The 12,968-nt window shown below is 33.7% G+C and carries 17 protein-coding genes; all 17 read right to left on the bottom strand.

All coding sequences use genetic code 11. The annotated features are described in order from the left end of the window. Positions 1-6: 6 nt before the first annotated feature. The 17 genes from LPC09_RS26580 to LPC09_RS26500 all read right to left on the bottom strand — a co-directional run bounded on the left by LPC09_RS26580 (position 7) and on the right by LPC09_RS26500 (position 12,957). A complete protein-coding gene (locus LPC09_RS26580) occupies positions 7-741 on the bottom strand; it encodes an urease accessory protein UreH domain-containing protein (protein ID WP_212137852.1) in 735 nt (244 codons plus the stop codon). 14 nt (positions 742-755) lie between these two features. Continuing rightward, the gene (locus LPC09_RS26575; RefSeq protein WP_098796835.1) at positions 756-2,675 is read right to left on the bottom strand and encodes a copper resistance CopC/CopD family protein; all 1,920 of its coding nucleotides are present in this window, start codon (positions 2,673-2,675) and stop codon (positions 756-758) included. A gap of 21 nt (positions 2,676-2,696) precedes the next feature. Next, positions 2,697-3,386, bottom strand: coding sequence for a hypothetical protein (locus LPC09_RS26570; protein ID WP_098796837.1), 690 nt, complete (start codon positions 3,384-3,386; stop codon positions 2,697-2,699). 342 nt (positions 3,387-3,728) lie between these two features. Then, positions 3,729-3,959 (bottom strand): hypothetical protein, encoded by a 231-nt coding sequence (locus LPC09_RS26565; protein WP_098796839.1) that lies wholly within the window; start codon positions 3,957-3,959, stop codon positions 3,729-3,731. A gap of 204 nt (positions 3,960-4,163) precedes the next feature. Then, complete coding sequence (locus tag LPC09_RS26560; protein ID WP_098796841.1) at positions 4,164-4,400, bottom strand: SHOCT domain-containing protein; 237 nt, start codon at positions 4,398-4,400, stop codon at positions 4,164-4,166. A gap of 61 nt (positions 4,401-4,461) precedes the next feature. Continuing rightward, on the bottom strand, positions 4,462-5,655 hold the full coding sequence (locus LPC09_RS26555) for a F510_1955 family glycosylhydrolase (protein WP_212137850.1): 1,194 nt from the start codon (positions 5,653-5,655) through the stop codon (positions 4,462-4,464). Next, a complete protein-coding gene (locus LPC09_RS26550) occupies positions 5,655-5,864 on the bottom strand; it encodes a hypothetical protein (protein WP_098796844.1) in 210 nt (69 codons plus the stop codon). The genes LPC09_RS26555 and LPC09_RS26550 overlap by 1 nt, the downstream gene beginning before the upstream one ends. Before the next feature lies 1 nt (position 5,865). Beyond that, a complete protein-coding gene (locus LPC09_RS26545) occupies positions 5,866-7,275 on the bottom strand; it encodes a sensor histidine kinase (protein ID WP_176551038.1) in 1,410 nt (469 codons plus the stop codon). Further along, positions 7,272-7,970: a response regulator transcription factor gene (locus LPC09_RS26540; RefSeq protein ID WP_098796900.1), complete on the bottom strand. Its 699-nt coding sequence runs from the start codon at positions 7,968-7,970 to the stop codon at positions 7,272-7,274. The genes LPC09_RS26545 and LPC09_RS26540 overlap by 4 nt, the downstream gene beginning before the upstream one ends. A 13-nt stretch (positions 7,971-7,983) precedes the next feature. Then, positions 7,984-8,892 (bottom strand): cytochrome c oxidase assembly protein, encoded by a 909-nt coding sequence (locus LPC09_RS26535; protein WP_098796849.1) that lies wholly within the window; start codon positions 8,890-8,892, stop codon positions 7,984-7,986. Between the two features lie 33 nt (positions 8,893-8,925). Continuing rightward, positions 8,926-9,453: a TlpA family protein disulfide reductase gene (locus tag LPC09_RS26530; protein WP_098796851.1), complete on the bottom strand. Its 528-nt coding sequence runs from the start codon at positions 9,451-9,453 to the stop codon at positions 8,926-8,928. Positions 9,454-9,479: 26 nt separating this feature from the next. Then, a complete protein-coding gene (locus LPC09_RS26525; protein WP_098796854.1) occupies positions 9,480-9,602 on the bottom strand; it encodes a CcmD family protein in 123 nt (40 codons plus the stop codon). A 10-nt stretch (positions 9,603-9,612) separates the two neighbouring features. Continuing rightward, positions 9,613-10,305 carry a cytochrome c biogenesis protein gene (locus LPC09_RS26520; protein ID WP_176551039.1) on the bottom strand — a complete coding sequence of 231 codons (693 nt, stop codon included), beginning with the start codon at positions 10,303-10,305 and terminating at the stop codon, positions 9,613-9,615. Between the two features lies 1 nt (position 10,306). Beyond that, positions 10,307-10,984 carry a heme exporter protein CcmB gene (locus LPC09_RS26515; RefSeq protein WP_176551040.1) on the bottom strand — a complete coding sequence of 226 codons (678 nt, stop codon included), beginning with the start codon at positions 10,982-10,984 and terminating at the stop codon, positions 10,307-10,309. Further along, positions 10,971-11,672 (bottom strand): ABC transporter ATP-binding protein, encoded by a 702-nt coding sequence (locus tag LPC09_RS26510; RefSeq protein WP_176551041.1) that lies wholly within the window; start codon positions 11,670-11,672, stop codon positions 10,971-10,973. The genes LPC09_RS26515 and LPC09_RS26510 overlap by 14 nt, the downstream gene beginning before the upstream one ends. 12 nt (positions 11,673-11,684) lie before the next feature. Continuing rightward, a complete protein-coding gene (locus LPC09_RS26505) occupies positions 11,685-12,617 on the bottom strand; it encodes a hypothetical protein (protein WP_098796863.1) in 933 nt (310 codons plus the stop codon). After that, positions 12,607-12,957 carry a hypothetical protein gene (locus tag LPC09_RS26500; RefSeq protein WP_098796865.1) on the bottom strand — a complete coding sequence of 117 codons (351 nt, stop codon included), beginning with the start codon at positions 12,955-12,957 and terminating at the stop codon, positions 12,607-12,609. Before LPC09_RS26500 ends, LPC09_RS26505 begins: the two co-directional genes overlap by 11 nt. Positions 12,958-12,968: the final 11 nt, after the last annotated feature.

The raw sequence follows: 12,968 nt of genomic DNA, 5'->3' as shown, positions 1-12,968 counted from the left end.
CTTAATTTACGTCCAGTAAGTTAAAGTATCTAAAATCCCAAGTATAATCATTATCCAACCTGCTAATTTTTGAACGACTGAACCAAGTTTTCTCCCTTTCTTTTTCATTAACTTTCCACTTAATTCAAAATACCAGATCAGAAAAATTGCAATAATCAAAGGCAAGGATGTTCCGATGGCAAAGATGGTTGGTAATACTGCCCCATAAGATACTGACACAACCATCGGCATTAAGCTTACAAAAAATAATACAAACATTGTCGGACAGAACCCTAACGAAAAGCTAACTCCCATTAAAAAGGAGCCAAGCTTTCCTTTTTTCAGAAAACGATCTGGTATGCTCCCAAGTGATAAAGACTTCCTAAACTTAATGAGCCCAATCATAAATAATCCAATAAATATTAATATAGGTCCAACTACCCTACGTATCCATGGAAAATAGAGAGTCAATGTTGATTCAAACTCACTGCCTAATAACCAAACAACAAGGCCTAGACCTGAAAAAACGACAATTTTTCCTAAAATAAAAAGGACTACCTCAGACCAGGCCATACTTTTTTGTACAGACTTATTTCCATATATCGTAATAGCCCCTAGGTTACCAGTAAATTGGCAAGGTGCTAAAGCACCGATAATCCCTAAAATAAAAGCTGAAAGAATAGGGATGCTTTCTGTAGTATACCTAAGAGTAAGAAAAGGTTGACTAAGGAAATTACTTATTTGACTAAAGAATTCATACATCTTTCCCTCTCCTTTTACTCATTAAACCGTACTTCACCTGGAACAACAATCGTGTATTGATAGGTATTACTATCACCATTTTCTTTTATTGCTTCAATCTCCATAAACAATGTTCCGGCTGCATGGATAATATTACCTGTTATTTTAAAAGTGTCCTCATCTATCTTAAAAGCATCATACTCAACACTATAATCCGGTGGCATCGTGATTTTAACCCTTATATTCTCGACATCACTTTTTCCTTTTAGGTCTATAGTTAAGACGTTAAGTCCTGGCTTTAATGGAGACATTTTCACCTCTAAATCTTGTTCATTTTTTTCTCCTTCAGGATATATACCCTGTTCAGCAGCACTAGGAGTTGATACCACTAAAATCGAAGCAAATAATAAGATAAGTATGCCATACACAATTTCATTAATACCTCTTATTTTAAACTTAGTTACCATATTTACAGTGAACCTTTTAATCGTTCTTCTTTGGAGATATCCTACCAAAACAACTAGAATCGTTAACACTGCTTTTACGATAACCGCTTTTCCCCATTGACTATCGAGGAAACTTTCAATTGAGAAGGAAGGAATATAACGGATTGTCATTATGATCCCAGAGAAGATTATAACAATAAGACTCCAAAAGGCTAATCTAGAGAATTTCAATGCAGACTTCCCGATAAAATCAGAAACCTCATTTTTCTTAACAAGCGTAATTAATGCCAATAAGCCGCCCATCCAAATTGATGCCCCAAAAAGATGCAATTCATTTATGAAGATAGTAAAGTAACCTCCATAACGAGGATACGAGGCATGCCCCATCACAAATGGTGTCATAAATAACGCTAGTCCAAAGGCAAAAGTCTCAATTCTTCTAAACATCAATCCTAGTAATAATAAAATGACTTGGATAATTGGTACCAAGATAAATTTTAATGTGAAGAACTCTTTTAAAGGTAGTTCTAGTAACTCCATTCTTTGCTGGAGAATTAATAGAGTAACACCAGCCATTGTCATGAAAATTAAACTTAAAGAAATAAACTTCCATTCACTATCCTGTTTAAGGTTTTTTGAAATGATTTGAATAAATAAGCTTGAGCCAAATAATATCGATAATCCAATAAAAACGAGCCAATAGCCAAGTTGCTTTAATCCCATATCTGGAAACCATGCATTATGAACAGGTGTACCCTTTGAACCCTCTTCGATTGGTGTGAACTCATCCACAGCAAAATAAAAAACATCGAGACTGTCTGGTTGATTACTAGAAACCCTATTGCTTGGATGTGCATACCATGTTACTTGATAGGTCCCTTTTGCTAACGATTGATCGAATTCTACTGTTATGTGGGTGGGATCTAATGGATCCTGGTATGGTTCCTTTAATTTCACTGGCTGTTGGTTCTTGTCAAAGACTCCGATGGCTGAAAGTTCTGTCTCTTGGTTAAACCATAAATCAATCTTATCAAGACTGCCTTTGATGATTTGTCCATCATTAGGTATCTGCTTATTTAACTTCAATGGACCCTTTTGATTAGACCCATCCTTAAGAACTTCATCCTTAAGAACCTCAAAAAAGAATTTTTCTGTTATGATATCTCCATCTAAAGCTATCACGTTAATTTCAATATTATATCGATTAGCTGGCAATGGTTCCTTCAATTCACCAATAATATGAGTTTGATTGTTAGGATCTATATATGTGTTACCTAATTGAAATGACCTACCCGATGAATCTATTATTTTCAAAGCTTTAGAATGCAGTACAACAGGGTCCTTAAACCACAATTCTATGGTAGAAGGGCTAGTTTCCACCTTTTCTCCGCCTTCAGGAAGTGTTCTCACTAAAGAAGAATGGGCATACGCAGAAACTCCCGGGAATATATTTAATATAAAAATCGAAACAAAACTTAACATTATTAAAAACTTTACTGACCTACTCACTTGTCCTACTCCTTTCAGAGCTTAAAACCAATATATAATGAAAGAATTAATTGCTATAAGTATTAAAAAATTATACATGACTTTTTGTAATACTTTAAAAAAATATTTATTTCTTTTAACCCATTTATCAAATTCAAAACCATATGCAATGAATCCAAATAGTGTCAAAGGGGATATCAAAATCATAGAATACAAAAAAGGCTTAATGAAACTAAAAACATCCCTACCAAAGAAGAATGGTAAAAATCTAGAAAAACCATAGAAAACAGGATCAAGATAAAATGATAACATTAAACCAAAAATGAAAGAACACCATGTTTTAATTTTAAAATCAATGCCTTTTTTATTTATCCAAAAATGAACGAGTAAGATAATGACAATTAATGGACCAATACTATAATTAACTAGGCCTATTAAGATTTGAAAATTGTAATCCCCAAACATTGTCGTTATCAAAATCCCTATAAACAATCCGGCAATTCTTCCCACGCAAATCAAAACTAATTCTTTTATCCAATTTTCCTTTTTAAATAGAAAAAGCAAATAAATAACTAGAAGAACGTTTGATGTTACTTGACTATATGTAAGTAACGACATGACTCCGAGCCAAATTGATTTAATATAAAAAGTACTATTTTGATAAAGATCCCAAAAAAAATTGTGACTACTTGTGAGTAATCCGGATAATTGATCAATCCAGTCCCAATACATATTATTTCCATCTCTTTCAATTAATCTTATCTACAGGACGTTTCAGGAAATTTTTTTTATTAAATACACTCAATTGCCACTAATAGCTTAAATAAAACAGTAAAAGCAACCAAGTTTGTCACTATAGTTAAATCTAATTTCTTTTCTTTATATCAGTATTCAGCCAATAAATCCAATTACATTTACTTCGATCAATATCCTAAAAAACCCATGAGTCCTACATTATCACATAATTATGTAGTTTTTATGAATAAAGAAGGTGAATCTCACCAAGAAATAATTTAAAAAGGCCTAAGAAGGCCTTTTTAAAAGGGGAGTATTTAATATGTGAGCACGTTACTCTTAATCATTACTTTCTTGATCATCATAGGATTCCATGAAATCTCCACACGCCGTCATCATCTTCTGACCTTCAGGTGAATTCATAGCCTCCATCATATTCATCATACCGTTTCCATTTCCGTTCATCATATTTCCCATACCCTTTTCAGGTTCCTCAGCATACGTAAACTGTCCTACAACTAAAAGAGCTGCTAAAGCAAAAGATGAAACAAATGCTATTTTCTTTTTCAATTTGCTCTACCTCCTTTCTATATCGTTAATATAAGTATAGACCATAAATTTGATGAAACTGTGGAGATTCTAAAGTTTATGTGAAAAATAAAAGGAACCGTTAAAGGTTCCTTTCATTTTAGTCTGTTTACTGTTTAGTTTTATGTTACAAGAAATATTGTACCCTATTAATTTGAAGAATATGTGAAGAGATTAATTTATATTTTATCTTTGTAATACTCTCTTTTTTTGCTCATACTCTTCTTCATCAATTTCACCTCTAGCAAAGCGTTCCATTAAAATGTCTAGTGCATTTCCTTGGCTGTTGTTTTTCCCACTAGAATCTTTGTTTTTTTCAAATGGTTTCATAATTAATAAAACAAAACCATAAATTGCAAAACCAATTATCAATATCCAAATTAGCATATTTAATAACATGCCAAAATTCATCATTCCCATCATTACCATTCTCCTTACATAAATTATTTTCGATTAATTCATTCACAATTACATTGAAAGTTCCCTAATTTTCTACCTTTTCTACTTTACGATCAATAGCTGTTCCACTCTTTGCAATCTGTGTCCAACTAATTCCATTATCTTTTGTTATATAAATTTGTTTCTCAAATGTTGTGAAAACAATTTCTGAACTGTTTTGAGGATTTACAGCAATATATGATATTGCATCTTCATTACTTATTTCCGGAATAGAAATCTTAGTTTTCTCTTTCGTATCTATATTAATTTCATACATTACGGACCCATCCTCTAGCCCACCAACCACTAATTTATTTTCTTTTGTAAAGTGAATGGAAGATATAGGTACTCCTGGTAATATACTTTCAAATGTATTACCAAAATCGGTTGAAAGAAATACACCTTGATCTGTACCTATTGCAATGATTTTCTCATCTGATGAGTGCACTGCGATTGATGCAGGTTGACCATCTAACCCATTCATATCGCTTTTCGTCCACTTTTTGGTTTCATCCAATGTATAATAAAGGCCCGTATCTTCCATCCTACTATTCGCTTCGGGATTTAGCACATAAATTGCATGTGAAAAATATCCTACAGCCATTCCGTGAAAATCAATTTCTTTATATAAATCTAATACTTCTAGTGACTTACCAAAATCATTACTTTTTACGACTCCAAAAGGATTTTCTAATTTTGAGCCTGGTCCAGGATGACCACTACTGTAAAATCCGTCATCTACCATAGAAAAACCCATATAGTCATGTTTCTCCCCTTCTGGAATCCTCCATTCACCCTTTGAATAAACTCTTAAGCCATCATGAGCTGGTATATAAAAACTATTACCATCTGCGGAGTATCCAAGCCCATGTATATGTTGGAATCCAATAGTATCTCCCTGTTCAACCTCATTATTTTTTAAAGTTATAAACCCAAAAATTGTTGAACTTAACAAAGTTATAGCACTAATCCATTTTAGGATTGTTGAACTTTTTTTTAATTGATTGCTTTTTTTCTGACCCTGCTTATTTTTAACACTTATTGATTTTATTTTCTTTGAAATCACTACGATTCCGACCACAGATACTACTAATAAAAGAATTGATACTACTAATCCCCCACCAATTATCTTATCAAACATTAAACCCTCTTTTTGATACTCTTCCTCTGTACCATGAGCAAATGCATTAAGAGGTAAAGCCATCATAAAAAACATTAATGTAAAAAGTCTTAATTTCATCATTTTTTATCACCTTTTTTAAACTTTATTAGTATCAAGTAAATTACGCCAACCACAACAATAGGAATTCCTAACCACATACACAACTGTAAAAAAGTCATGATGTATGCATCTATACCAGCCCCCATCAGATAAGATCCTGAAGTTGTTAGACAAGCCAGACCTATAATCACGAGTAGACCCGCAATAACATATTCAATTCGTTTCATCCTAATCCTCCTGACTAAAGTCTACTACAGGGAATGTCAATATAAAGCTTGTCCCTTTACCAACTTCACTTTTGACTTGAATTTCACCTTGTTGAAGTTCAACTAATGATTTAACAATGGATAATCCTAAACCTGTTCCTCCGGTTGCTCTAGACCTTGACTTTTCCACTCGATAAAAACGCTCAAACAGATAAGGTAAATCTTCTCCTGGTATACCTAATCCCGTATCTTCGATTGATATTTTTATCTTTTGTCTCTCACTCCAAAGCTTTACGGTTATAGACCCCTTTTCTGTATAACGAATGGCATTCTCTAAGAGGTTTATTACAATTTGTTCAGTTCGTAACCCATCAAGGTTGGCTAAGGGAAGATTTGTATCACCTTTAAGGAAAATCTCGATTCCCTTTTCTTTTGATTTTAATTTTGTTTTCTCTATAGAACTTTGAATAACTTCACAGAGGTCTATATCTTCAAAGTGGAACTCTAATTTTCCCTCTTCCATTTTCGACAATTCAAAAAGATCATTCACCAATTGCGTCATTCTTTCCGTTTCATTCTCTATAATAAGCAGATATTGATCTCTTTCTTCGTCAGATTGGTAAAGGCCTTGTTGAATCGCTTTTATATAACCACCTAAATATGTTAAAGGTGTTCGTAACTCATGTGATATATTAGCGAAAAATTGCCTTCTATTTGTTTGGTATTTATCTAATTCTACAGCAAGATAGTTAATAGCTTTTGCTAGAGATCCTATTTCATCTTTACTTTCAACACTCACTCTTGTTTTCAAGTCGCCATGTGCAATATTCCTCGTAGCCTTTTCCATTTCAAGTAATGGAGTTGTCAGTTTTCTTGTAAAAAAGAAGGCAAATCCAATTGCTAAAAATATGGAACCCATTCCGGCAAGGATAAGCATATCTCTAACACGGTCAAGTGATAAGTATATGCCATCAATTGGAGCTAAAACAAATATACCACCTAGGAATTCCTTGTTTGAAATTATTGGTTTTCCAATTGATAAATACCTGTTCTTTGTAGTTACATCTTGAATTTCGATTTTAACCGATTCCTTTTCCTTAAGAGAAGGCAAAAGTTCGATGTTTGCCTTTGAACCCTTAGGAAGACTAGGTAATCCTGAATTTGCCACGATTTCCCCATTTTTATCCACTATAATTATTTCATGATCTGTCAAATCTGCCAGCATTTCAAACATATTAAGAATTTTCTCATCTTTAATATCTGTTATTGTTCGAGAGTATCGAGTAGACAGCTTATCAACTTGGCTTTCTACCTCATTATAAAAGAATCCGGAAAAAATTTTATTTATACTAAACCCTAAAGGGAAAATAACAACGAAAAAAAGCAGGATAAAGACTACTCCTAACTTAATAACGATACTATTCCATTTCATGCTTTTCCATCTGGAGTTTGAAAGATATACCCAACACCCCATACTGTTTTTATTGGATTAAACGATAATCCATTTTTTCTAAGTTTTTCTCTTACATTTTTCACATGTGTATCAACCGTCCTAACATCTAAAACGTTGTTTGTATTCCATATAGCATTAAGTAAAATTTCACGTGTAAATACCTGTTTCTGATTTGTTGCGAATAAATGAATTAGATTGAATTCCTTAGGTGTAAGGTCAACTTCCTTGCCGTTTACGAGAACCAGTCTACTATCTTTAATAATTGTTAGGTCAGAGATTGTAATTGTTCCATTATCATTTTCATTATTAAATTCAACAGACCTTCTTAATAATGCATGAACACGTGCTACCAGTTCTTCAGGGTTAAATGGTTTTACTAAATAGTCATCTGCACCAATGTTAAGACCGTGTACTTTATCCTTTACATCCGTTAAAGCAGTTAACATCAAAATTGGAATGTTTTCTTTCTCGCGGATTCTTTCACAGACTGTCCATCCAGTCATATCAGGCATCATTACATCCAGAATAATGAGTTGAAAATTATGATCTTTTACCTTTTCTAACGCCTCTTTACCATTTGCTGCCTCTTCTAAATCGAAGTGAGGAAGTAAATGAATCTTTATTAGATTTCTCATATTCCACTCATCATCAACAATAAGAATTTTGTCTTTCATACCTATCACTCACTTATCCCTCATTTATTATTGGTACATATTCATCATGAACCTGTTCTTTTTTTGCCCATTTAAAAAATATATATCCTATTACTGTGCCATAGATTAGTTCTTGTATGACTTTCATGATGATACCACCGGTTTGTTGGTCATCTATCGGACCAAGATAAGTCCATAATTGTGGGGCATTAGTATACATCGCATACAATGGTTCATCGGCAAAAATAATTAATGCGCAAGCAGGAGTTAATAACACACCTGCGCCAAAAATATATCCAAGTTTTTGCAAAGGAGAAAGTTTATCTAATTCATCACTAACAGGAAATATTGGAATCCACATTAAAAATGCTGAAGCTGTTAAAATCAAATGAGTAAGGTTATGATAAATTGTATTTGAAACCACTTTATCAAAAATTATTGGAATATGGTAAAAAGAAAACAGAATATTAAATAGTAACAATGGAATTAATGGAACCTTTGCTATTGAAAGAATCTTATATTTAAAACCAATTTTTATAACAGATTGGACCATCCATTTTTCTATACCCATTAATAGTAACGGTGGCATTACAATATAAACTAAAGACTGTGCCAGCATGTGCGCACTAAATAAGAAACTGTCACCTAAAACATGTAACGGACTACCTAGCGCAATATAAAATACAATCAGTCCACCTAAGAAGGAAAGTTTTCTTTTTATGGATACGGGAGTAAAATCAGGATTACCCCTTCGATTTTTATTTATGAAATGAAGGTATAACAGAAAAACTAGAATAACTCCTATAAATAATGCCGGGTTCCAAAGCTCAAAAAATGAATAATCATGTAAACCACTTTTTTGTCCATTATGAGCAAAAGCACCCGTTGGTCCTAAAAGAAAAAACAAACCAGGAAGCGCTAAAGAAACCCTACGAAATGACATAATTTCCCATCCATACCCTATTTATTGGGTCTTTTACTTTTCTGATAATGGTGATTTTTTGTATTTATTAACAGTTTCAACCATAAATTCTTTTGTCATCGGACCTACATGGTGGTACCTAATAATCCCACTTTCATCAATAAAAAAAGTTTCAGGTTGTCCAGCTATACCATAAGGTTTAGCCATCGAATCATTATAATCTAGAAGATACGTTGAGGTAGACTTAAATTCTTCAATAAATTCCTGCACTTGTATTTTTGGTTCCGCTCGACTTAGAATTAAAAGTTTTGCCTGATCTCCATACTCTTCTTCAAACGCCTGAAGTTCAGGAGCTTCCTCCCGACATGGGGGACACCAGGATGCAAAGAAATTCAGAATAACAAATTCACCTCGGTAGTCTGTTAGACTTACCATGTTACCGTCCATACCTTCTAACGTAAAATCAGGAGCAAGGCCACCCACTTCTGCAGCAGTTGATTTTTCAGCAAGATTTATAGCCATGTAAATAAATGCAACTCCTATAAGCACAATAATCGTTACACGCACCAGCTTACGTAACACACTTTTCACCCCTCCTATACTTACATCTAATAATAACTTTTGATTTTCTCTAATTGTTTCGTTATCTTTTTCTGTTCGTTAAAAATTCGAATAACGTATGCGAGAATCCCAACCCAAATAATTAATACTCCTACGAATAAAAAATTCATCTATATTCTCCTATCTTTTTAATTCTATATTCTTTATTTCTTTTATCTTTTCTTTTTGTCTTTCAAGAAAGAAACGATAGATTAATAGTGTGAAAAATAGAAACTGAAAGGCAATTATACTGAAGAACAAGGTTTGTGCCATTTCAACCGGCATATGAACACCTTGCTCATCGATTACCTTTGGGTGGATGGTTCTCCACCACTTTACCGAGAAGTAAACGAGTGGAACATCTAAAAAGGCGATGATACCAAATATTGCAGCAAATTTCCTATGACGTTCTTCTCCTTGCACAGATGCTCGAATGAATAAATAAGCGATATACATAAACCATAGAATAAGCGAAGTAACTAATCGTGGGTCTTCCCACACCCACCATGCATTCCACACAGGCTTTGCCCATAACGAGCCCGTCACTAGAACAAATGTTGTGAAGAGTACTCCAATCTCAGCTGCTGATACAGCTAAATAGTCCCATTGCTTATTTTTCGTATATAAATATAAAACTCCTCCGATAAACACGATTGCAAAAGCTACAAACGCTACAAAAGCACTTGGGATATGGAAATACATAATTCTTTGTATCTCTCCCATATACTTTTCAGTTGGTGCATAGTAAAAAGCCATGTATAGTTGAATGATTATGACGATTGCTGTTATTAAAGTAAGTGGAATTTTTGATATTCCCAGTAGTCTGTTAACCATGTCACACCTCCAATAAGTAATCGAATAAAAAAAGTGGGATGATTGTAAAAAGAATGTCATAACTAACTAAAAGTATCAGCCATACGTTTTGCGACATTTCTATAGAAGGATATAAGGCTACTTCAGTTAGCTGAACGATTCCTAAAAACAGTGGAACACTTAATGGGAAAAGCATTACTGGTAGTAATAATTCAGTAATTCTGCTTGACTGTGCAAGGGTTGCTAAAAAAACACCCATCGCTACAAACCCCCAACTGCCCAATAACAATACCGCTATCAGTAAACCGAGTGAATCTGGGTAAGGTTGTTGAACAAATAAAAAAAAGGCAGGAACTGATATGCAGATTACTATCAAAATCAATACTAAATTCGCTAAAAATTTCCCAAGGTACAGTGCACCCTTGTCTAATGGAGAGACTAACAAGCCAGTTAGGACACTATTCTCTTTATCCATTGCAACAATTCGGTTAAAACCGAGCATGGCAGATAAAAGAATAGGAATCCATAATATCCCTGCCGCCAATTTTTGCATAGCTTCCATATCTGTATCAAACGCAATGTTTAAAAACACTTGAAGCATTAATGCAAAAATAATCATTGAAAAGAGGAGTGATTTTTGGCGAAATTCTAACGTTAGGTCCCTTTTAAGAATTAATAATGTCTGTTTATAGAAATTCATTTTCATTCCTCTCCAACAATGATTGATACCTATCTAAAAAAGATAAGAGAGATATTTGGGAACTCTTTTCGTCAACAATAATTTCCCCATCATGTAGTAAAATTGCTCGTTCACAAAGATCAAAAGCTTGTTTTACATCATGACTGACTAAGATATATCCATTCCCTTGTGACTCATGTTCATTAAGAATATCTTCAATGATCATTTTTGATTTCAAGTCTAACCCATCAAACGGTTCGTCCAAAAGTAGATACTCAGGTTGATGGACCAACGCTCTTGCGATGGATAAACGTTGTCTCATTCCCTTAGAATAGGTACCCACAAGTTCATCCTTCACAGTGACTAATTGTACTTTATTAAGAATATGCTCAATAAAATGTTTGTCATCTTTCCCATAAATTTTCTGGTAAAAATGTAAATTTTCAATAGCTGTTAAGGAGTCGTGTAAAAAACTATCAGGAAAAACAACACCTAGATTGTTTTTCCAATTGTTTTTGCTAACTCCTTTTGCTAACGATAACTTCCCGTCAGAAGGTTGAGAAAGTAATGCAATTATCTTTAAGAGAGTAGATTTCCCCGCTCCATTCCCTCCAATAAACGCAACCGTTTCCCCCTTTCTCCAAGAGAAATTAATCGATTTTAATACCTTTCGTTCATTTATGATAAATTCAAGATTTTGAAGTTCCAAAATGGAGACCACCTACCTGAGTTCTGCTATAACCCGTATCATTTTCTCTCTTATATCGTTATAAGTTTCCTTATATGTTTTTTCACTAATTAATTTCGACTGATAATCTTTTTCTAGTTGAACCATTTCTTGCAATAATATTTCCTTTTCCGTCTGTAACCACGTACGTGTAGGTCTTACCGATTTGTTTATCGATTTTTGATAATCCCTTTTTAATCCGATTAATGTCATACATAATGCAATCACAATTATGGCTATTGTAATAGCAGCCTTTCCGTATCCAATTCCTTCTTTCCCAATAATCTTATATCCATCTTCTGTATAGTTAGATGGAGATGAATCTTCTACTTTGCTTGTCTCATTGTTTGCACTTGATTGGCCAATAAAGTTGAAAGTAAGTGTCCAAGGTGTGTCAGGATGAAGATCTACTCGAGTAAATCGCCTAAATTCCTGGTTATTCATTTCGAACAAATCAGATTGTGTGACTAAATTGCTTGCTTCAAAAGATAATATCCCAGGCTGTATAATAACCTGAAAACTTTCAGTTACATAGGATGTCTCAATCGCCCATTGAGATTTTCTTTGGGTGAGCGGCATAATATAGGAAAGTACAATCTGCTTTTCTTTACCAGGGTCAAGACCTGTTACATCAACAACCCCTTTATCTATTACCTTCATATCCTTTTCTTCTAACCCAGAACGAACTTGAAGCTCGGAATAACCTTCAGGTAAATAAATAGGTAATTGCTCTTCTTTCTTATTCCCACTGTTTTTAAAATTCACTATCTGAATAAGCTGAAGTGTATTCTGATCTATGGGAGAGGCTACTATATTTTGTTCTGTAATCCTTACTGGATACTTGCCATCAGCTGAACCTTTATTGGGTACTAACACAAGAGGAAGCATGATGATCACTATTAAAAGTGAAATAATTTTACTTTTCATACATTATCTCCTTCCCCACCCCACTTTTCTTAAGCACCGTTCTTATTTCTATATCTACCGTTCGTTCAATTTCAATGAAATCTTCATTAGAGTGACTAACATATTTAGATGCCTTTGACGTAAGCTCACTTTTTGTGTTTATATAGTCTCTTTCTGGTAACTTTCCCATTTGATAATCGTATTCTAATTCGGAAAGTTGCATAAACACTTGCTCTTTCTCATCTTGGAAATCTTCTTCTGGCATTTCTATCGTTGGATTTCTTTTTATAAAGAAAGGAGAAGCGAGAAGAAGTAAGATGATTAGCCCAATGACACCCATAAAAATTTCAGTATCTGTCATAACGTTTTCCT

Origin of the sequence: Metabacillus sp. B2-18 (assembly GCF_021117275.1) — a bacterium.
Lineage (GTDB): Bacteria > Bacillota > Bacilli > Bacillales > Bacillaceae > Metabacillus.
Note: the sequence above shows the minus strand (reverse complement) of the source record. Positions and strands in the feature narration are given on the sequence as shown.

Coding starts and splice junctions, on each gene's coding strand:
- LPC09_RS26540 (WP_098796900.1), bottom strand. CDS start 7,970: ATGAAAGACAAAATTCTTATTGTTGATGATGAGTGGAATATGAGAAAT.
- LPC09_RS26500 (WP_098796865.1), bottom strand. CDS start 12,957: ATGACAGATACTGAAATTTTTATGGGTGTCATTGGGCTAATCATCTTA.
- LPC09_RS26555 (WP_212137850.1), bottom strand. CDS start 5,655: ATGAAATTAAGACTTTTTACATTAATGTTTTTTATGATGGCTTTACCT.
- LPC09_RS26515 (WP_176551040.1), bottom strand. CDS start 10,984: ATGAATTTCTATAAACAGACATTATTAATTCTTAAAAGGGACCTAACG.
- LPC09_RS26570 (WP_098796837.1), bottom strand. CDS start 3,386: ATGTATTGGGACTGGATTGATCAATTATCCGGATTACTCACAAGTAGT.
- LPC09_RS26505 (WP_098796863.1), bottom strand. CDS start 12,617: ATGAAAAGTAAAATTATTTCACTTTTAATAGTGATCATCATGCTTCCT.
- LPC09_RS26580 (WP_212137852.1), bottom strand. CDS start 741: ATGTATGAATTCTTTAGTCAAATAAGTAATTTCCTTAGTCAACCTTTT.
- LPC09_RS26550 (WP_098796844.1), bottom strand. CDS start 5,864: ATGAAACGAATTGAATATGTTATTGCGGGTCTACTCGTGATTATAGGT.
- LPC09_RS26535 (WP_098796849.1), bottom strand. CDS start 8,892: ATGTCATTTCGTAGGGTTTCTTTAGCGCTTCCTGGTTTGTTTTTTCTT.
- LPC09_RS26525 (WP_098796854.1), bottom strand. CDS start 9,602: ATGAATTTTTTATTCGTAGGAGTATTAATTATTTGGGTTGGGATTCTC.
- LPC09_RS26545 (WP_176551038.1), bottom strand. CDS start 7,275: ATGAAATGGAATAGTATCGTTATTAAGTTAGGAGTAGTCTTTATCCTG.
- LPC09_RS26520 (WP_176551039.1), bottom strand. CDS start 10,305: ATGGTTAACAGACTACTGGGAATATCAAAAATTCCACTTACTTTAATA.
- LPC09_RS26560 (WP_098796841.1), bottom strand. CDS start 4,400: ATGATGGGAATGATGAATTTTGGCATGTTATTAAATATGCTAATTTGG.